The organism is Caballeronia sp. GAFFF1, assembly GCF_023630705.1.
GTDB lineage: Bacteria > Pseudomonadota > Gammaproteobacteria > Burkholderiales > Burkholderiaceae > Caballeronia.
In genome coordinates, this window is the sequence record NZ_JALQEM010000018.1 from 308,513 (window position 1) to 327,192 (window position 18,680).

The 18,680-nt window shown below is 63.2% G+C and carries 17 protein-coding genes; 6 read left to right on the plus strand and 11 right to left on the minus strand.

All coding sequences use genetic code 11. From position 1 onward, the window contains the following. Positions 1 to 55 precede the first annotated feature (55 nt). Complete coding sequence (locus NCR37_RS09815; RefSeq protein WP_250472812.1) at positions 56 to 1,351, minus strand: MFS transporter; 1,296 nt, start codon at positions 1,349 to 1,351, stop codon at positions 56 to 58. Positions 1,352 to 1,538: 187 nt separating this feature from the next. Between NCR37_RS09815 and NCR37_RS09820 the strand changes: the two genes are divergently transcribed. The 3 genes from NCR37_RS09820 to NCR37_RS09830 all read left to right on the plus strand — a co-directional run bounded on the left by NCR37_RS09820 (position 1,539) and on the right by NCR37_RS09830 (position 4,083). Further along, positions 1,539 to 2,057, plus strand: coding sequence for a GNAT family N-acetyltransferase (locus NCR37_RS09820; protein WP_250472813.1), 519 nt, complete (start codon positions 1,539 to 1,541; stop codon positions 2,055 to 2,057). A 233-nt stretch (positions 2,058 to 2,290) separates the two neighbouring features. Then, positions 2,291 to 3,343: a hypothetical protein gene (locus tag NCR37_RS09825; protein ID WP_250472814.1), complete on the plus strand. Its 1,053-nt coding sequence runs from the start codon at positions 2,291 to 2,293 to the stop codon at positions 3,341 to 3,343. 47 nt (positions 3,344 to 3,390) lie between these two features. Then, positions 3,391 to 4,083 (plus strand): DUF2968 domain-containing protein, encoded by a 693-nt coding sequence (locus NCR37_RS09830; RefSeq protein WP_250472815.1) that lies wholly within the window; start codon positions 3,391 to 3,393, stop codon positions 4,081 to 4,083. 71 nt (positions 4,084 to 4,154) lie between these two features. Here the strand turns inward: NCR37_RS09830 and NCR37_RS09835 are convergent, their stop codons facing one another. The 5 genes from NCR37_RS09835 to NCR37_RS09855 form a co-directional block, all read right to left on the minus strand. Further along, a complete protein-coding gene (locus NCR37_RS09835) occupies positions 4,155 to 5,612 on the minus strand; it encodes a gamma-glutamyl-gamma-aminobutyrate hydrolase family protein (RefSeq protein ID WP_250472816.1) in 1,458 nt (485 codons plus the stop codon). A gap of 149 nt (positions 5,613 to 5,761) precedes the next feature. Then, on the minus strand, positions 5,762 to 7,519 hold the full coding sequence (locus NCR37_RS09840) for a cation:proton antiporter (RefSeq protein ID WP_250472817.1): 1,758 nt from the start codon (positions 7,517 to 7,519) through the stop codon (positions 5,762 to 5,764). A 117-nt stretch (positions 7,520 to 7,636) separates the two neighbouring features. After that, on the minus strand, positions 7,637 to 7,975 hold the full coding sequence (gene glnK, locus NCR37_RS09845; protein WP_008342452.1) for a P-II family nitrogen regulator: 339 nt from the start codon (positions 7,973 to 7,975) through the stop codon (positions 7,637 to 7,639). A gap of 118 nt (positions 7,976 to 8,093) precedes the next feature. After that, positions 8,094 to 10,148: an NAD(+) synthase gene (locus NCR37_RS09850; protein WP_250472818.1), complete on the minus strand. Its 2,055-nt coding sequence runs from the start codon at positions 10,146 to 10,148 to the stop codon at positions 8,094 to 8,096. A gap of 70 nt (positions 10,149 to 10,218) precedes the next feature. Next, positions 10,219 to 11,361, minus strand: a complete 1,143-nt coding sequence (locus NCR37_RS09855; RefSeq protein WP_250472819.1) for a GNAT family N-acetyltransferase — start codon at positions 11,359 to 11,361, stop codon at positions 10,219 to 10,221. 149 nt (positions 11,362 to 11,510) lie between these two features. Between NCR37_RS09855 and NCR37_RS09860 the strand changes: the two genes are divergently transcribed. Further along, positions 11,511 to 11,810 carry a GIY-YIG nuclease family protein gene (locus NCR37_RS09860; RefSeq protein WP_250472820.1) on the plus strand — a complete coding sequence of 100 codons (300 nt, stop codon included), beginning with the start codon at positions 11,511 to 11,513 and terminating at the stop codon, positions 11,808 to 11,810. 87 nt (positions 11,811 to 11,897) lie between these two features. Here NCR37_RS09860 and ppa read toward each other — a convergent pair whose 3' ends face one another. Continuing rightward, positions 11,898 to 12,425: an inorganic diphosphatase gene (gene ppa, locus NCR37_RS09865; RefSeq protein ID WP_250472821.1), complete on the minus strand. Its 528-nt coding sequence runs from the start codon at positions 12,423 to 12,425 to the stop codon at positions 11,898 to 11,900. Between the two features lie 189 nt (positions 12,426 to 12,614). Between ppa and NCR37_RS09870 the strand changes: the two genes are divergently transcribed. Together NCR37_RS09870 and NCR37_RS09875 are read left to right on the plus strand one after the other, a co-directional pair. Continuing rightward, a complete protein-coding gene (locus NCR37_RS09870; RefSeq protein WP_250472843.1) occupies positions 12,615 to 14,054 on the plus strand; it encodes an aldehyde dehydrogenase family protein in 1,440 nt (479 codons plus the stop codon). An 11-nt stretch (positions 14,055 to 14,065) separates the two neighbouring features. Further along, positions 14,066 to 14,842, plus strand: coding sequence for an SDR family oxidoreductase (locus NCR37_RS09875; protein ID WP_250472822.1), 777 nt, complete (start codon positions 14,066 to 14,068; stop codon positions 14,840 to 14,842). Between the two features lie 288 nt (positions 14,843 to 15,130). Here NCR37_RS09875 and NCR37_RS09880 read toward each other — a convergent pair whose 3' ends face one another. From NCR37_RS09880 to NCR37_RS09895, 4 genes are all read right to left on the minus strand, one after another. Continuing rightward, positions 15,131 to 15,388 (minus strand): PAAR domain-containing protein, encoded by a 258-nt coding sequence (locus tag NCR37_RS09880; RefSeq protein ID WP_284506827.1) that lies wholly within the window; start codon positions 15,386 to 15,388, stop codon positions 15,131 to 15,133. A gap of 369 nt (positions 15,389 to 15,757) precedes the next feature. Beyond that, positions 15,758 to 16,603 carry a DUF6708 domain-containing protein gene (locus NCR37_RS09885; protein WP_250472824.1) on the minus strand — a complete coding sequence of 282 codons (846 nt, stop codon included), beginning with the start codon at positions 16,601 to 16,603 and terminating at the stop codon, positions 15,758 to 15,760. A 68-nt stretch (positions 16,604 to 16,671) separates the two neighbouring features. Continuing rightward, on the minus strand, positions 16,672 to 17,490 hold the full coding sequence (locus NCR37_RS09890; protein ID WP_250472825.1) for a DUF6708 domain-containing protein: 819 nt from the start codon (positions 17,488 to 17,490) through the stop codon (positions 16,672 to 16,674). Continuing rightward, the coding region (locus tag NCR37_RS09895; RefSeq protein WP_250472826.1) for a hypothetical protein at positions 17,490 to 18,680 on the minus strand (1,191 nt) is incomplete at its 5' end. The genes NCR37_RS09895 and NCR37_RS09890, both read right to left, overlap by 1 nt.

The window sequence follows — 18,680 nt, forward strand, 5'->3', positions numbered from 1 at the left end:
AAACGCCTCGCGTCACATCGACGCGAGGCGCTTCGTGCAGGCGGTTCCGGAGAACTCAGGCGGTCTTGTACTGGTTGCGCGCCTCGGACGAGCGATACAGCACGAGCGTCGCGATTAGTCCGCACACGGCGGCGAGTCCCATCCACAGACCCGGCGCGGCCTTGTTGCCGGTCGCGTGAATCAGATACGTCGAGATGGCGGGCGTGAAGCCGCCGATGGTAGTAGCGAGGCTGTAGGCCATCGAGAAGCCGGTGGTGCGCACTTCGACCGGCATCACTTCGGTGAGCGCCACGACCATGGCGCCGTTATAGCTGCCGTACAGGAACGAGAGCCACAGTTCGACCATCAGAAGGCGCGCGAACGACGGGTCCGCGACCAGCCACTGCACCGCCGGATACGACGTGAGAATCGTCGCGATGGTGAAGAAAAGCAGCACCGGGCGGCGGCCGATGCGGTCGGACAACGCGCCCATCACCGGCAGCCACACGAGGTTCGAGAGACCGACGCACACGGTGACGACGAGCGCATCGATGGCGGAGAGCTTCAGCACTTCCTTGCCGAAGGTCGGCGTGTACGCGGTGATCATGTAGAACGACACGGTCGTCATGATGACCATGCCCATGCCGGCGATGACGATCGGCCAGTTCTGCATGATGGAGCGCGCGATCTGGCCCATGTCCGGGCGATGCTTTCTCGCGAGGAATTCGTCCGTTTCACGCAGCGAGCGGCGGATGATGAAGAGGAACGGCACGATCAGGCAGCCGATCAGGAACGGCACCCGCCAGCCCCACGCGCCCATTTGCTCGGGCGGCAGCGCGCGGTTCATGATGACGCCGATGAGCGCCGCGAACACGACCGCTACCTGCTGGCTGCCGGACTGCCACGAGCAATAAAATCCCTTGTTCCCCTTGGTCGCGATTTCGGACAGATACACCGAGACGCCGCCCAGCTCGACGCCCGCCGAAAAGCCTTGCAGCAGCCGCCCCCCGAGCACGATGATCGGCGCAAGCGCACCGATGGTCGCGTAGCCCGGCACGAGCGCGACGCACGCGGTGCCGATCGCCATCAGCGTCAGCGTGAGAATGAGGCCCTTGCGCCGGCCGTGATGGTCGATGTACGCGCCGAGCACGATGGCGCCGACGGGGCGCATCAAAAAGCCCGCGCCGAAGACGGACAACGCAAGCATGAGCGAAGCGAAATCGCTGCCGCTCGGAAAGTACGTTTTGGCGATGGCCGAGGCGTAATAGCCATAAACCATGAAGTCGTACATTTCAAGGAAGTTTCCGCTGACGACGCGAAAGACCGTCTTGAACTTCGATTCATTGGCGGGTGCAACGTGGGTCGTGGACATGAACTTTCTCGAATCTTGGCGAGAGCGCGGCATAATGCCGCGAATCCCGATTTCTTAGGGTTAACCCCTTACATTAATTGTAAGAGTGGGGTCCAGTGAATCTTAACGCCTGCACACGATTTCCTGCACGAACTTCGCGCAATTTCCGCCTATCGTCATTAATTTCGCCTTACTGTTTGCCGACTATATGCCTACATCCACTCATGTGACCCTGCGCGAAGCCAGCGTCGACGATACGGACTTGATTGCAGCAATGCATACGCAAAGCTGGGCGTCGGCGTATCGCGGCATGCTTCCGGACGCTTACCTCGACAAAGCGTTGCCTCTCGAGCGAGCAGAACACTGGCAGACGCGCATGAAGGACATCGCGGGCGGCGCGGGGTGCGTGCTTATCGCCGAGTCGGATGGCGAGCCTGCCGGCTTCGTATGCGTCGAAGCGCCGGACGAAAGCGGCAGCGCGCTGATCGACAATCTGCACGCGTTGCCGGCGTTTCGCGGCTGCGGCGTGGGCAGCGTCCTGCTCGATGCCGCCGCCGCGTGGGCGCGAGCGCGCGGCGCGCGTCAATTGCATCTGTCGGTGCTCGAAGCCAACACGGCCGCCATCGGCTTCTACGAATCGCGCGGCTGGACGCGCTCGGGACGCGAGGAGGACAAGCTGGGCGGCGTCGATGTCGTCTGTCTTCGATACGTTCGCCTATTTGCCTGACGGCTCGCAACCACAACCATCCTTATTCGTCAATCAGCGGTCCTATAAAAATTCGTCTTTCGGAGTAATCCTGTCGCATGGCGCGCGGGCGTTTCGTATGATCGCGGGTCAACTTCGGCTTTGCCGCAGGACGCGTCCGAAGCCCGTCCATCGCCGGGCGCGACGCGCTTCGGGCCTGGACGCGGCCCGGTCCCGCGTGCTGCCTCATGCTGCCCCATGCTTCTGGAATCTCCATGACCGAACCTCTGATCGCCATCGAAGGCAAGCTGCGCCTGCCGCCGCTGCGCCCCCTCGCCGATCCGTCGCTGACGTTCGGTCGCGAGTGGTCGCCCGTGCCTACGCGCCCCGTTCGCTCGGACTCCGAAGTTCCGATCAGCGCGGCGCGCTTCGAGACCGCTTATGTCGAAGCAGCGCGTTTGTCGGACGAGAGCTCGCCGTATCGCGCGGCCAGCTTGTGGGGCGTGTTCTCGGAAGGCCAGATTCGCCGGAAGATGCTGCAACTGATGCAGGCGGCTGAACCGTCGGCGGCCCACGGCAAGGAAGCGCCGGCCAGCGCAGCGCCCATTCCGATCGCGGTCAGCGCGCCGGCGGTCGAGCACGACCGCGCAGCCGCTTCACACAAGCCGCTTCGCACGGTCATCGCCATTGCATGCGCCGTGTTGATCGCGTGGCTGCTGTTCGGCTACCAACACCGTCCGGCAAGCGACGAACCAGCGGCGCTCGCATCGGCGGCGGCGCCCGTTCAAACTACGCCGCCCGCAACGGCCGAAACGGCCGAAGCGACGCGCATCGCCGCGCATGCGGCCTCCGGCGTCGAGGCCAAGGTCGTCGCCGGGGAGCCGGCATCTGCTAGCGCGGTTCATTCCGCATCGCACGTGAATGACAGCGCCGCGCAAACCGGCGCAAGCACTATAGGCGTCCGCCACGCGGGCATGACGTGGCGCAGCGTCGCCCGCGCCGCCTCGCCCTCGCCCTCGCCCTCGCCGGTCAAGGCGTCGCGCCGGCAAGCGCACACGCGCGTGGTGGCGTCGGCGGCGCAGGGCAAACGATCACTCCACGTTGCGACGGCGCACGGCACTCAGAAGGCCGCGCGATCCGGTGAGCCGCGCCACAACGCATTCGCCAGCGCGAGGAATGCGAAGGACGCGACGAACAAGGCCAACGCGACGAACACGAACGCCATGAACGTCGAGGCGCTCTACGCCGTGCTTCAGCACTCGCCGACGCTCGATAGCAACGCCGTGTCGCGAGCGGACCACCGTTCCGCCGACGCCCCCTCGAACTAGTTCAGACGGCCCGCGCCGCCCGCTAACCTTATCGGCATCACGCCAACATGAAGCACTCACGTTTTATCCGTATCGCGACGCTCGCTGTCGCTCTGTCTGTCCTCGGCGCCTTCGCCAGCGCATTCGCCGGGTCCATCGCAAAAGCCGCGCAAGCGTCGCCCGCGCCGCTGGCCGCCGAGGACTTGTCGAACGTGAAAGCGGACGGCTCCGCGCCCACCGCCGGCAATCTGGCCGAATTGCAGGACCTCGTGCAGGCGGGCAGCGTCACCGAACTGCGCGCCACGCGTAACGCGAGCTACGGCGCGAAGCTTTACTTCCTGCCAAATGACATGGTCTACTACGTCGCGCTTCAGCAGGAAACGCAGTTGTGGCGCGTGGTCAAGACACAAGACGAAAGCCGCGCCGAAGCGCTCTACGCGCAGTTCGCGCGCAAGAGCTACGAACTCGCGGACGGCGAAATTCGCCGCACGCAGTTGCAGGCGCAGACGGCGCTGCTCGAACGCGTGATCGCGGTGTCGTCGAACCGGGCGAGCCGCTTGTCCGCGGATCTCGCGCTCGCGCAACAGCAGGACTCGCAGGTGTCGGAGCGTCAGCAGAAGCTGCAAGCGGAATCGGCCGCCTTGCAAACCGACAAGCTCGAAGCGGAACGCAAGCTGCACGCGTTGCAGCAGCAAGTGGAGCAGCTTCAGCGCGCAACCGAGGCGGGTCTGACGTCCGCGCCGCCGACACCGCTGCGCTGATCGCAGCAAAAAAGCACAAGGCCCGCTCGACACAGCGGGCCTTCTGCTTTTGCACGGATGAACCGGCGCGCCTAGAACCGCGTTTCGCGCGCGACGCGCAGGAACGTATCGAGAAGCGGCGTGCAATCGAGCAGTTCGTCGCCGCCCGCGCGATGAAACTCCGGGTGCCACTGCACGCCGACCACGAACGGCGCCTTGCGATAACGCACCGCCTCAATGATCCCGTCCGACGACGACACCGCCTCGATGTTCAGATCGCGGCCGAGCGTCCGCACGGCCTGATGGTGGATCGAATTGACGATGGCTTCGCGCTGATTCGGGAACATGTTGACGAGCGACGAGCCATCCGGAAACCGGATGGAGTGACGATGCTGGTCGTAATGCTCGTTGACGTGGATTCCCGCGGTCGGGACGTCGGTGGCGATGTCGCCGTAGAGCGTGCCGCCGAACGCCACGTTGATCAGCTGACAGCCACGGCACACGCCGAGCACCGGCTTGCCCGATTCGACGAACTCGTGCAGCAGTTCCAGTTCGTACATGTCGCGCACGCGGTCGCCGGGCCATTCCGGGCGCGTGGTCACTTCCTCGTACGACTGCGGCGAGACGTCCGCGCCGCCTTGCAGCAGCAAGCCGTCGAGGTGTTTCGCGTAGTCACGGAGGCGAATATTGCTCGGATGCAGCATGCCCTGATGACCGACCGTCGGAATCATGAACACCAGCACGTCGCGCGACATGACCCAGTGCGCGATGGATTCCTCCAGATACTGCAACGTCTTGCCGCGCAAGCCCTTCGCGCCCGGCTCCGGATGAAAGATGCGCGCCGAGACGCCGATGCGCAGCGTGCGTTGCGTGATGCGCTGCCCGGCCCGGTCGAAGATCTGGCGCGCCCGCGCCGCGACGATGCGGCCGAACACCGACCACGCCGAATCCGACGTTTTCAGATAGGCGGGCTGAGCCGCCGTCGTCTCGGCCGTGGACTGCGGCGGAATGGGCGGCGGATTGAATTTGCCGAAATCCGGCGCGGCGGTGAATTCCGGAGGCAGGCCGGTGGCGGGCCGCGAAAGCGCGGCTTCGGCCTGGACTTCCGCCTCGGCCTCCAATGCGGCCTCGGCTTGCAGCACGGCTTCGGCCTGCGTGCTTTGCGCCTCGGCTTCGGTGGCGGCTTCGAGGTTCTGCGCCAGGCTCGTCTTCGCATCGACTCGTTCGGCGCGTGCCGGACTTGCAGGACTTGCCGGACTTGCCGGACTTGCCGGATTTGCCGAACTCGCCGCGCGAGCCGCGGCTTCCTGCGCGGCGGTCGCGCTCGCGACGTGGGCGCGCGCATCGCGGGCGGTTTGCTGCGCCTCTTCGCGCCGCGCCGCGTTGCGGTCCACGGGTTCGACGGTGGACGCGCTCGAAGGCGCATCCGTCGATGCCCGCGCGCTCGCCTGCGCGGCGGCGGATGCATCCGCGCCTCGCGACGCCGCCGCGTTGGAAATGTCGTTGTTGCCGGTGATGCCCGAGTCGTTCGACGTGTTCTTTTCGCTCATCCCGATTTCAGGCGCACAAAAGCGCCACTAGGAGAATGGAGAGGCTTCGATTATCCGCCCATCGAACCGGGCGAAGCAAACCAGCACACATTTGCTCACATTATCGGGAGCGATGTCACGCGCTCAGTGATCGTGCTTAGTGATCGTGCTCAGTGATCGCGCGGCTCCTGCAGCGTCTCGCGCAACGCGATCTGCATCGTCGCGTGGATCTTCACGCACCAGCGCCACAAGACGGTCAAAAGGAGCGCCACGCATAGCAGCACGCCGAGCATCAGGCCGAACGGCGGAAGAATGCCGCCCGACAGCGCCGCGACGAGCAGAAAGACGCCGAACATCGCGACGATCGGAATGAGGCCCGAGACGGCCGAGCGGATGGCGTGCGTGAAGCGTCCGGCTTTTGCCGGCTGCACGCTCACTTCGGCGAGCAGCAGCGCGAGCGATTCCAGCTTGCGATACACCGCGACCAGAAACGGCAGCGCAATGACGAGCGCCGCGCTCCACAGCACCACGCGCTGCGCGTTGTCCGTTTCGAGCCAGCGCGCGAGATGGCTCGACGCAAACGGCGCCGCATACGATGCACCAAGAAAGATCGCGGCGACGAGCGCCAGATTCACGGCGATCTGCAGCACGATGCGCCTCGTCATCGCGACGAGCGTCGCGCCCTCGGCGGCGGGCGCGAGGCTCGCGAGCCATTGCGAATAGGCGCCGAAGGTCTGCGCGAGCGGCGCGGGCATCGCGCGCGCGAGGCGCAGCGTCAACGGATCGGCGGCGCGCATCAGATACGGCGTCAAGAGCGTCGTCAGCGCGGAGACGGCCACCGCGATCGGATAGAGAAAGCTGCTCGTCACTTTCAGCGACAGCCCGAGCGACGCGATGATGAACGAGAACTCGCCGATCTGCGCGACGCTCATGCCGACGCGCATCGCCGTGCGTCCGTCCTTGCCCGCGAGAAAGCTGCCGAGCCCGCACGACACGATCTTGCCGAGCACCACCGCCACCGTGATGACGGCGATCGGCCACGCGTAATCGACCAGCACCGACGGATTGAGCAAGAGCCCGATGGTCACGAAGAAGATTGCGGAGAACATGTCGCGCACCGGCGCGATGAGATGCTCGATGCGCGCAAGGTGCTTCGATTCGGCCATGATCGCGCCGATCAAAAACGCGCCGAGCGCAATCGAGTAATCGAGCTTGACGACCAGCAGGCAGAAGCCGAAGCAAAAGCCCAGCACCGTGACGAGCAGCATCTCGTCGCTTTTCGAACGCGCCACGTAATCGAGCGCGCGCGGCACGACCACGATGCCGACCACGAGCGACACCGTCATGAAGAGCAGCAGCTTGCCGAGCGTCACGGCCGCCACGCCTGCGCTGACCGAACCCGTCTGCGCGATGCCCGACAGCAGCACGAGCATCGCGATGGCGAGAATGTCCTCGACGATCAGAATGCCGAACACGAGTTGCGCGAAGCCCTCGCCTTTCAGGCCGAGTTCCGAGAGCGCCTTCACGATGATGGTGGTCGACGAAATGGCGAGCATCGCGCCGAGAAAGAGCGAATCCATCGCGCTCCAGCCGAACCAGCGGCCGATTTCGTAGCCGATCCAGATCATCAGCACGATCTCGGACAGCGCCGCGACGAACGCCGTCGCGCCAACGCGAAAGAGCTTGCGCAGGCTGAATTCGAGCCCGAGCGAGAACATCAGGAACACGACGCCCAGTTCGCCGAGCGTCTGAATGGTGGCTTCGTCGTTGATGAGCTGGAACGGCGGCGTGTACGGCCCGATGATGACGCCCGCCACGATGTAGCCCAGTACGACCGGCTGCCGTAGACGATGGAACAGCACCGTCACGACGCCCGCGATGGCCATGAGCACGGCGAGATCCTGAATGAAGCCGATCGCGTGGTGCATCGACTGATCCTTACAGAAAGATTATTGGCAGTCGATGTTACAGCAGGAGATGCGCGGAAGTCGAAAAGAAACGCCCGCTGCGGTGAGCGGGCGTGAGATGCGAGACGTGCCGGACGATCAGACCGCCGCTTCGTTCTCCTCGCCGGTGCGGATGCGGATCACGCGCTCGACGTCGGCCACGAAGATCTTTCCGTCGCCGATCTTGCCGGTGCGCGCCGCGCCGATGATCGCGTCGATGACCTGATCGGTCTGATCGTTCGCCACGACGACCTCGATCTTCACCTTCGGCAGGAAATCCACCACGTACTCCGCACCACGATAGAGCTCGGTGTGCCCTTTCTGGCGTCCGAAGCCCTTGACTTCCGTGACCGTCAAGCCGGTCAGCCCGACTTCGGCGAGCGCCTCGCGAACTTCGTCGAGCTTGAACGGTTTGATGATGGCGGTGATGCGTTTCATGGCGGACCTCGCTTCGGAAAACAGACGGTTCAGGAAAGTGTCGTCGCTCGCGCGACCGATGCCTTCGATTCTAGCCGCCTTTCATCGAGTCATCGGCCGGGTTAACTGCGAGTTGCGCTCACTCGCTCTCCGGAACGCGCTCCAGATCGTTGAGCCAGACCGTTGCCTGCGAATCGCTCGGCGCGCGCCAGTCGCCGCGCGGCGAAAGCGAGCCGCCCGAGCCCACCTTCGGTGCATTCGGTATGCAGGACCGCTTGAACTGGCTCGTGCGGAAGAACCGGTCGAGGAAGATGCGCAGATTCTTGCGAATGTCCGCGAGTCCGTACTCATTACGCGCGACGTTCGGACCTTCCGGCCACGCGCCCGCCTCGCGGTCGCGCCATGCCGTGAACGCGAGGAACGCGACCTTCGACGGCGCGAAACCGAAGCGGACCGTGTAGTACAGGTTGAAGTCCTGCAACTCGTACGGCCCGATCACGCTCTCCGTTTTCTGTTCGAGCGCGCCGCTCGCCTTGCCCGGAATCAGCTCGGGGCTGATATCGGTGGCGAGGACGTTCTCCAGCACGTCGCTGCCCGCGTCGCCGATCTGGCCCGACTCCGCGACCCAGCGCACCAGATGCGTGATGAGCGTCTTCGGCACGCTCGCGTTGACGTTGTAATGCGACATGTGATCGCCCACGCCGTACGTGCACCATCCGAGCGCAAGCTCGCTCAGATCGCCCGTTCCGACGACGATCGCGTTATGGAAATTCGCGAGCCTGAAGAGATGGCTCGTGCGCTCGCCGGCCTGCACGTTCTCATACGTGATGTCGTATTGCTGGTTGTCGTCGCTGTGCGGATGGCCGATATCGGCGAGCATTTGCGTGCAGCTCGGACGAATGTCGATTTCCTCCGCCGTGCAGCCGATCACTTCCATCAGCTCACGCGCCTGTCTGAGCGTGCGCTCGCTCGTCGCGAAGCCCGGCATGGTGTAGGCGAGGATATTCGAGCGCGGCAGGCCGAGTCGGTCCATCGCTTTCGCGCACACGAGCAGTGCATGCGTCGAGTCGAGTCCGCCGGACACGCCGATCACGACCTTCGAAATACCCGACGAGCGTAGCCGTTGCAGCAGCGCCTGCACCTGAATGTTGTAGACCTCGTTGCAACGCGCGTCGCGGCGGGCGGCGTCCGCGGGCACATACGGGAAACGCTGCACGCGCCGCTCGAGCGGCAAGGTGCCGTCCACGGGCGCCGGCAGTTCGAATTCGACCACGCGGAACTGAGCGACTTCGTCGGCGTGCCGCTGCGTCGATCGCCCGAAGGTTGTCTGCCGCATGCGTTCGCGCGAGAGCCGTTCGAGATCGACATCGGCGAAGATGATGTGCGACTCGCCCGAGAATCGCTCGGATTCCGCGAGCATCTCGCCGTTTTCGTAGATGAGGCCCTGCCCGTCCCATGCAAGATCCGTGGTCGATTCGCCCTCGCCCGCCGAGGTGTACAAATAGGCGGCGATGCAGCGCGCGGACTGCTGCCCGACGAGCTGGTGCCGATACGCCGACTTGCCCACGACGATATTCGACGCCGACAGATTGACGAGCACCGTCGCGCCCGCAAGCGCCGCGAACGACGACGGTGGGATGGGCACCCACACGTCCTCGCAAATCTCGACGTGAAAGCGAAACAGCGGCAGGTTCCTGATCTGAAAGAGCAGCGACGCGCCGAACGGCGCTTCCTGTCCGCACAGCGTGACCGTGTGCGTGGTCGCGGCATCGGCGGGACTGAACTGCCGTGCTTCGTAGAACTCGCCGTAGTTCGGCAGATAGCTCTTCGGCACGACGCCTCGAATGACGCCGTCCGCGATCACGACCGCGCAGTTGAAGAGCTTGTGCTCGATGAGCAGCGGCATGCCGACGATCATCGCGACCTTAAGCGACTTCGATGCATCGACGATGCTTTGCAGCGCGTCCTTGCAGGCGTCGAGCAAGGCGCGCTGATGAAAGAGATCGTCGCAGCTATAGGCGGACAATCCCAGTTCGGGGAACGCGACGAGCACCGCGCCGCGCGAGGCCGCCTGCTTCGCCAGTTCGATGGTGCCGGCCGCGTTGAAAGCGGGATCCGCGACCTTGCAGTTCGGAATCGCGACCGCGACGCGCGCGAAGTCGTGGCTATACAGATTGAAGAAGTTCTTGCTCATGGTCGTCGTTACCTTCGGCGCGTGGGAGCGTTGTTTGGCGGTGGAAAGAGCCGCAACGATTATCGCAGTTCTAGCCCTTTTTCCTGAACGGCGTGTGCGCTTCGAGTTCTTCGATATGGTGATCCATCGCTTCGGTTTCGGCATCGAGAAACTCGGCGATGGCTTCGCGGAACCGCTCGTCCGCGATCCAGTGCGCGGACCACGTCGGCGTCGGCAGAAGCCCGCGCGACATCTTGTGCACGCCCTGCGCGCCGCCTTCGAAACGCGCGAGCCGGTGCTCGATGCAATACGCGATGCCCTGCATGTAGCACGTCTCGAAGTGCAGCCCCGAGATGAACTCGCGCGTGCCCCAGTAGCGGCCGTACATGACATCGCCGCCGATCATGTTGAGCGCGCACGCGAGCCGCTGGCCGTCCGCTTCGGCGATCACGAGCAGCATGCTGTCGGGCGCGTCCGCATGAATGCGCCCGAAGAACTCGCGCGACAGATACGGCGCGTTCCAGTGCTCGCGGTACGTGTTCTCGTAGCAGTCGTAGAAGAAGTCGAGCGCGCGCTCGTCGATTTGCGCGCCGCGCAGCCACGTGTAGGTGACGCCCGCCTCCATCACGCGACGGCGATCCTGCTTCACCTTCTTGCGCTTGTCGTGGCTCATCGTCGCGAGGAACGCGTCGAAGCTCGCATAACCCTCGCCGGGCAGATTCTCCCAGTGAAACTGCACGCCCTCGCGCAGCATGTAGCCGGCGTCCGTGAGCGCCTCGATATCCTGCGCGTGCGGAAACAAAACGTGCAGCGACGAGATGTCGAGCCGCCGCGTCAGTTCGATCGCGCCGCGCGCGAGCAGCACGCGGTCCTCGTGCTCGGCTGCAATGAGCCGCGGACCGGTCACCGGCGAAAACGGCACCGCCGACAGGGCCTTTGGGTAATAGCGCAGGCCGTGACGCTCGAAGGCGTCGGCCCACGCGTGGTCGAACACGTATTCGCCGCGCGAATGCGACTTCAGATAAAGCGGCATCGCGCCCGCGAACTGCCCGCCGCGCTCCAGAATCAGATGGTGCGCGCGCCAGCCGGTGCGCTTGACCGCGCATTGCGTCTCCTGCAACGCGGACAAAAAGCCGTGCCGCACGAACGGATTGTCGCCGGCGATCCGGTTCCAGTCGTCGGCCGGAATGTCGTCGAGCGTATCGACCACATGAATTTCGATCTCGCGATTCAAACAGGCACCCTCGCAGAATGGACCGATGGGCGCTCGCGCGCCCGAAAGCGGCTATTCTCGCCCAAGTCGCGCGAAGGCGTCGGCGCGCTCGCGTGGCTGCATCGGCGATAATGCGCGGCATCGAAGTCTGCGAGCCATAAGAACACGCGATGCCGTGGTTTCTCTATCTGATCGAATGCGACGACGGCAGTCTCTATACCGGCATCGCGACGGATGTCGAAGCGCGCTTCACCGCGCACGCGAGCGGCAAGGGCGCGCGCTATACGCGGGCGAAGAAACCGCTGCGCGTGGTGGCGTCGTTCGAGGTGGCGGGAAGATCGGAGGCGTCGCGCGCCGAGTACTGGGTCAAGCGCCTGCCGGTGCAGCAAAAGCGCGCGTTGATCGCGGGCGAGCGCACGTTGGACTCGGTGCTGCCGCGCGTGGAACCGGAAAGCGCGGATTCGGGCTGATGCGGTTCGCACCGCGCACGAAATCAAAACGCCGCGCGCCCGGCGAGCGGACGGCGGCGTTAAGACGCAGCGAAAAACGAACCGCGCTTACTTCTTGTAATTCGCGATGCCTTCCGTAATTTCCTTGTGCGCGGCTTCGATGCCCGCCCAGCCTTCCACCTTCACCCACTTGCCCTTCTCCAGTGCCTTGTATTGCTCGAAGAAGTGCTTGATCTGATCCTTCAGGAATTCGGGCACATCGTCCACGGACTTGAGGTTCGCCGTCATCGGGCAGACCTTGTCATGCGGCACGGCGACGAGCTTCGCGTCCACGCCCGATTCGTCGGTCATCTGCAGCATGCCGAGCGCGCGCGCGCGCACCACCGAGCCTGCGAGCAGCGGATACGGCGTGATGACGAGCACGTCGACCGGATCGCCGTCGCCCGACAGCGTCTGCGGAATGAAGCCGTAGTTGGCCGGATAGCGCATGCCGGTGCCGATGAAACGATCGACGACGAGCAGGCCCATGTCCTTGTCCGCTTCGTATTTGACCGGATCGCTTTGCGCGGGAATTTCGATGATGACGTTGAAATCCTGCGGGAGATCACGGCCGGGAGGTACGTTATTGAAGCTCATGAGCACTCTCTGGAGAAGTTGAGTTCGGAAACCGGGAAAACGGATGCGGCGCTCTGGGACGCGTCACGAATGGAACGCGGGCGCTGCGACGTGAAACACTCAGGCATTATAGCCAAAGGCGCCCCGGGAACCGGGCGCGTGATAATCGATTCGACCACAGTGAGCGAACGAACCGACAAGGAGACGCGCATGGAGGAAGCGAAGCATTTCATCGGCAACCAGTGGATCGCGGCATCGGGCGGAGAGACAATTCCCGTGGTCGATCCATCCGACGGGCAAGTGTTCGCGGAGCTTGCACGCGGCACGAGTGCGGACATCGACCGCGCCGTGAGCGCGGCGCGCGCCGCATACGACGGCGTCTGGGGCGCGACGAGCGCAGCCGAACGCGGCCGCATTCTCGCGCGGCTCTCGATGCTGATCGCCGCGTGCCACGAGGAGATCGCGCAAATCGAGGCGCGCGACACCGGCAAGCCGCTCAAGCAGGCACGCGCCGATGCCACCGGCATCGCGCGCTATTTCGAGTTCTACGCGGGCGCCGCCGACAAGCTGCACGGCGAGACGCTGCCGTATCAGTCCGGCTTCACCGTGCTGACCATTCGCGAGCCGCATGGCGTGACCGGGCACATCGTGCCGTGGAACTATCCGCTGCAAATCTTCGGGCGCAGCGTCGGCGCGGCGCTCGCCGCCGGCAACGCGTGTGTCGTGAAGCCTGCCGAGGACGCGTGCCTGTCGCTGTTGCGCGTCGCCGAGCTCGCCGCCGAAGCGGGCCTGCCCGATGGCGCGCTCAACATCGTCACCGGCTACGGCCATGAAGCGGGCGCGGCGCTCGCGCGTCATCCGGGCATCGATCATATTTCGTTCACGGGCTCGCCCGCGACGGGCGCGGCCGTGACCAAGATGGCCGCCGACAACCACGTGCCCGTCACGCTGGAACTGGGCGGCAAGTCGCCGCAGATCGTTTTCGCCGATGCCGATTTCGACGCCGCCCTGCCCGTGCTCGTCGCGGCCATCGTGCAGAACGCGGGACAGACGTGCTCGGCGGGCAGCCGCGTGCTGATCGAACGCGCGGCTTACGAGCCGCTCATCGACCGGCTTTCGCAGGCGTTCGCGGCGCTGAAGGTCGGCCCGAGCGCGCTCGATCTCGACTGCGGCCCGCTCATCAGCGCCAAGCAGCAGCAGCGCGTGTGGGACTTTCTCTCCGATGCGCAGCACGACGGCATCGCGATGGCCGCGCACGGCGAAGTCGTCGCCGATGCGCCCGAAGCGGGCTTCTATCAGGCGCCGACGCTTTTGCGCGACGTGCCGCCGACGCATCGTCTGGCGCGCGAGGAAGTGTTCGGCCCGGTGCTCGCCGCGATGCCCTTCGACGACGAAGCCGACGCGCTCAGACTCGCGAACGGCACGGACTACGGCCTTGTCGCGGCCATCTGGACACGCGACGGTGCGCGGCAGATGCGCCTTGCGCGCCGCGTGCGCTCGGGGCAAGTGTTCATCAACAACTATGGCGCGGGCGGCGGCATCGAATTGCCGTTCGGCGGCGTCAAGCATTCGGGACACGGACGCGAGAAAGGCTTCGAGGCGCTGTATGGCTTCACGACGCTCAAGACTATTGCCATCAAACACGGATAACGGGAGACGACATGCGACTGCAAGGCAAAACGGTGATCGTGACGGGCGCGGGCTCGGGTTTCGGCGAAGGCATTGCGAAGACGTTCGCGCGCGAAGGCGCGAACGTCGTGGTCAACGATCTGAACGGCCCGGCGGCCGAGCGCGTGGCAAGCGAGATCGCGCTGGGGTCGTCGTCATCGGCGAATCATGGACGCGCGATCGCCGTCACGGGCGACGTCACGAAGCGCGAGGACTGGCAGGCGCTCTTCGATGCCGCGATTCAGGACTTCGGCAGCGTGCAGGTGGTCGTGAACAATGCAGGGACGACGCACCGTAACAAGCCGGTGCTGGATGTCAGCGAGGCCGAGTTCGACCGCGTCTATGCGGTGAACGTGAAGAGCATCTACTGGAGCGTCGAGCAGTTCGTGCCGTATTTTCGCGAGCAAGGCGGCGGCGCGTTCATCAACATTGCATCGACGGCGGGCGTGCGGCCGCGTCCCGGACTCGTCTGGTACAACGGCAGCAAGGCGGCGGTGATCGTCGCGAGCAAGGCGCTGGCGGTGGAACTGGGCCCGGACCGCATTCGCGTGAACTGCATCAATCCGGTGATGGGCGAAACGGGATTGCTCTCGGAGTTCATGGGCATGGAAGATACGCCCGCGAATCGCCAGAAGTTTCTCGCGACGATTCCGCTCGGACGGTTGTCGACGCCGCAGGATATTGCGAATGCGGCGCTTTATCTGGCTTCGGATGAGGCGGAGTTTATTACGGGGGTGGCGCTGGAGGTGGATGGGGGGAGGTGTGTTTGAGAGGCGCCATTTGTCGCTTGAGCCACTTCGTGTCCCGATTGTTGGCGGCGCCTCCTGAGTTCTACGCATAGGACCGGAGAAGCGCGTCGGACGGGCTCGCCGGCCCGTCAATCATGACACGTCATTCTTGCCGGCAGACGAGTACTTACGCCTGACCTCGTCAGTAAAGCACCGACTCGGATAGGCGCAGTCAGACACCACATGCCCGCCAGAATCGACGCCGGCGGGGTCGCACGCATGACCCCGCTGACACGGCCTTCAAGCCTGGTAGCCAGGAACGTGCAAGGATCACTCCAAATCAAATCCATCATCGCCTTCGACTAACACCCCGCCGTGGCTCGTCGTATCGCCCACTCGCGCCACGCTCCGATGAGCGAACGATGCCGACGACGATCCGCTGACGATAACGGCACCGCAACTGATCAAGTCGCCAACGCCTGCTGCTTTTCTTCCGTTGATTTCGAGACCTGTCGAGGCGGTGACGACCAAACCCTCTCCGTGCTCAGGACATTGGTGACGATGTCCTAGCAACACCACCTTTGGCATAACGGCTACCTCCGTGTTTCAAGAACTTTTGAAATACGACCCGACACTCAAGACAGCATTTACGTTGAGTTCTATCGGTGTCACCGGCTTCAGTCGCTGCTGTTTTCGACCGGCCGACTAACGCACCGAAAACCAAAGCCGTCAACAGCGCGATTTGCGCTAATAGCGCCGACATACCTTGCTTCTCCGATGCTCTGTCCTTCGACCACCTGTCGACCAACTTGCCGCGCTGTATTTGTATCGGCGTCGACCGCCATGACCAGGTCAGACAAGCATCTGCGTGGCGCCGGTATGCCGCGTGACGCTCGCGCTGAAAGATAAGCAGAGATTGCGGAGCTGAACTTCGGTAACGCCATCCGGTACACCAATTTACTCTCCTTGCACCGATACATTTCCAACCACCGCACACCCCTCAGAATCTTGGCAGTTGTGCTGCGAGGGCGCAGTTCTTGATTCGATATCCATTTCTACCGGCCATTTCACCTTCGGAGCCAGCAGGCGAGCCAGGTTCACCGTCGGCTCGTTGTTCCAGTCACGCGGCTGCCACTTGGAAGGCGGAAGTGCCTGCGGCCCCCTCTGCATGTACGTGCAGATATAGGCCCATGCGCGTTCGTCAGCCGACTTCGCACGCAGTTGGATTCGGTCTATCACCTCGTTCGTTCCAGGTTTCACGACCGAGAGCACCACGCCCGCTTTCGAGACAAACATACCGCCACCGGTAACCCCACCCAGCGACCACAGCTCGGCGCGAACGTCGTCCCAGTTGTAAGCCAGAGACTGCACCGGCCATCGCGTGAACGGATTCCACCAGACCGGCTTGAACTCGTAGGCGTACACCTTTCGCCGCTGGCGGTTAAAGCGAAGCGGCATGTCTCGCGGGGGTGCAGTGTCGATACGTATTCCAGCAATTACCACCCACACGATCACAAATAGACCAACGATTGCCAGAAGCACCAAGCTCTTGGGCGTCCCCTCAATATCCGTGAAGAGCCAGCCGAACACCCAATATCCCATAAGAATCTCAACAATCGCACCGTAGAGCACCAGGCCTCGGAAGTCCAGATAAGAGCGCGGTAGCTCCAAATAGACGTCGTCCAAATGATTTGGTGCGGTAAGGAACAGTCCCGGCGTAGTTTCAGGAGGATCACCCGGCGCTGGCAAGTCACGCAACCAGCCGCGCATCGGCGGATTGAGCAAAGGTTTCTGAGGGGGCATGACAGAGGCTCCTTTTGCTGCAGCGACCGCCACAACGCCCAATCGTTGCGGCAGTCGCATGTATTCTTTTACGTGTTCGTACCAATCCGCATCGCTATACCGACTCGCTCGATAGAGGGAGCCGTTCTTGATTCGATGTCCATTTCTTCCGGCCATTTGACCTTTGGAGCCAGCAGGCGAGCGAGGTTCAGCGTCGGCTCATTGTTCCAGTCACGCGGCTTCCACTTCGAACGCGGCAGCGCCTGCGGGCCTTGCTGCATGTAAATGCAGATATAGGCCCATGCGCGTTCTTCGGCTGACTTCGCTCGCAACTGGAAGCGGTCGATGACTTCGTTCGTCCCTGGTTTCACTACTGACAAGACGACGCCGGACTTCGTGAAGTACACGCCTCCACTCGTCGCTCCTCCCTGAGACCAAGCTTCGGCGCGAACGTCATTCCAGTCGTAGGCGACGGCCCTTACCGGCCATCGTGCAAAGGGGTTCCACCAAATAGGCTCGAACTCGTAAACGTACATCTTGCGGCGCTGCCTATTAAAGCGCACAGGAAGGTCGCGAGGTGGGGAAACGTCCATTCGAAGTGCGACTAAGCCAGCCCATAGACAAGTAAACGTGCAGCCAACCATCATCAGCATTCCGGATCTGTCATTGTCGAATGGGCCAGTAATGAACGGCAGTAAAACCGCATAAAGTAGACCAACCATCGAGAGCCAAAACACGAGTCCGCGCACATCTAGATAAGACCTTGGCAACTCAAGATAGATCTCGTCCACATGGTTTGGCGCGGGAAAGGACAAGCCCGGTGTCGCCTGCGGAGCCGCGTCTGGTGCGGGCAAGTCGCGTCGCCAGCCACGCGCAGGGGGATTGAGCAACGGCAGCGGATTCGGCATTAGAATTTCTCCTGAACGGTAAGTTCGGCGAACCCACTTTCGTCTAGCCGATCGGGGTAGTACTTGACGTGAACCTGGGCGCTGACGACATCGTTGCCGCCTTCCTGGGGACCATTTAGTCGGATAGCACCGGTTATCGCCTGCGGATCCGCCTTTTGAAATACCACGGGCTCTAATGTATCGCCGTGATAATCGCGCGGAGCCTTCAACGCTCCGGTAATTGTGGCCAGGGCCGTGGTACCTTGCTGCCTACACACGAGCATCTGCGTAGCACCGGTATGTCGAGTGACGCTCACACTGAAAGCATAAGCAGAAATCGCAGGGTTGAACCTCGGCAGCACAATCCGATATACCAATTCGTAGCCCAGATCGAAAGCGACCGCGTCATTCAACGCTGCCGCGCCTTGCAAAGTTTGAAGCGAGGGCTGGAACCCCACGTCGACACTAATGCCAAGCAAGATTGCGTTCAGCGTAGCGATCGCTTCGTCCTGATCGCTTGGCTTGTTCCATGGCTTCAGAGTTCCTTTGTGATCTCCAAAATAACAACGGCGCGCCCACAGGTCTGGCATTGTTGACTCCGCCTGTTTGGCCAGTTGGACAAACCCGTAGGCCATAAGGCCCAGCACTACGGCAATGCCTACAGGACCCAACAGAATTGCTTCGGGCGCTGCTGCGCCAATGACGCCAACGATGCCAGCAGCGAGCGAAAATCCAGAAGCGAAGAGATATCGGGTCCTCGCTGATCCGTCGCCCTGCCTGTTCACTCGTACCGCTGCAAAGCCATCCTGTGCCGCATCAACAAAGCTCGATAACGCGCCCACCACCCCAGCCTTCTCCCCGATGAATTTGGCCAGGCCTGCCGCACGCCCCAGTCCAGATGCGACCGCACCTCCCTCCTCGAACACCGGTTTCATGTTTTCCGCAACTACTTTCATCGACTTCCCTGTCAACTCCGCGCCGGAGGCAAACACACCTACCGACGCCGACCACGCGCCGATGAGCGTCTCGGGATACGCGGCACCAACCGTCGTTTTCAGTGATTGCATGCTGGTCGACACGCCGTCCAACTGTCCGTACAGCGACAGAAACGCCAGAAGAATCTCTCCTCCGGCCGCGTTCCCTCGAAGCGCGTTCTGGGTAGCCGAGGCAAACTGATATAACTTCCCGCCACCGACCTCAATTTTTTTCAA

What these genes read in the sequence shown, in the direction of transcription:
- NCR37_RS09815 (WP_250472812.1), bottom strand. Translation starts at nt 1,351, where the DNA reads ATGTCCACGACCCACGTTGCACCCGCCAATGAATCGAAGTTCAAGACG.
- NCR37_RS09820 (WP_250472813.1), top strand. Translation starts at nt 1,539, where the DNA reads ATGCCTACATCCACTCATGTGACCCTGCGCGAAGCCAGCGTCGACGAT.
- NCR37_RS09825 (WP_250472814.1), top strand. Translation starts at nt 2,291, where the DNA reads ATGACCGAACCTCTGATCGCCATCGAAGGCAAGCTGCGCCTGCCGCCG.
- NCR37_RS09830 (WP_250472815.1), top strand. Translation starts at nt 3,391, where the DNA reads ATGAAGCACTCACGTTTTATCCGTATCGCGACGCTCGCTGTCGCTCTG.
- NCR37_RS09835 (WP_250472816.1), bottom strand. Translation starts at nt 5,612, where the DNA reads ATGAGCGAAAAGAACACGTCGAACGACTCGGGCATCACCGGCAACAAC.
- NCR37_RS09840 (WP_250472817.1), bottom strand. Translation starts at nt 7,519, where the DNA reads ATGCACCACGCGATCGGCTTCATTCAGGATCTCGCCGTGCTCATGGCC.
- glnK (WP_008342452.1), bottom strand. Translation starts at nt 7,975, where the DNA reads ATGAAACGCATCACCGCCATCATCAAACCGTTCAAGCTCGACGAAGTT.
- NCR37_RS09850 (WP_250472818.1), bottom strand. Translation starts at nt 10,148, where the DNA reads ATGAGCAAGAACTTCTTCAATCTGTATAGCCACGACTTCGCGCGCGTC.
- NCR37_RS09860 (WP_250472820.1), top strand. Translation starts at nt 11,511, where the DNA reads ATGCCGTGGTTTCTCTATCTGATCGAATGCGACGACGGCAGTCTCTAT.
- ppa (WP_250472821.1), bottom strand. Translation starts at nt 12,425, where the DNA reads ATGAGCTTCAATAACGTACCTCCCGGCCGTGATCTCCCGCAGGATTTC.
- NCR37_RS09870 (WP_250472843.1), top strand. Translation starts at nt 12,615, where the DNA reads ATGGAGGAAGCGAAGCATTTCATCGGCAACCAGTGGATCGCGGCATCG.
- NCR37_RS09875 (WP_250472822.1), top strand. Translation starts at nt 14,066, where the DNA reads ATGCGACTGCAAGGCAAAACGGTGATCGTGACGGGCGCGGGCTCGGGT.
- NCR37_RS09880 (WP_284506827.1), bottom strand. Translation starts at nt 15,388, where the DNA reads ATGCCAAAGGTGGTGTTGCTAGGACATCGTCACCAATGTCCTGAGCAC.
- NCR37_RS09885 (WP_250472824.1), bottom strand. Translation starts at nt 16,603, where the DNA reads ATGCCCCCTCAGAAACCTTTGCTCAATCCGCCGATGCGCGGCTGGTTG.
- NCR37_RS09890 (WP_250472825.1), bottom strand. Translation starts at nt 17,490, where the DNA reads ATGCCGAATCCGCTGCCGTTGCTCAATCCCCCTGCGCGTGGCTGGCGA.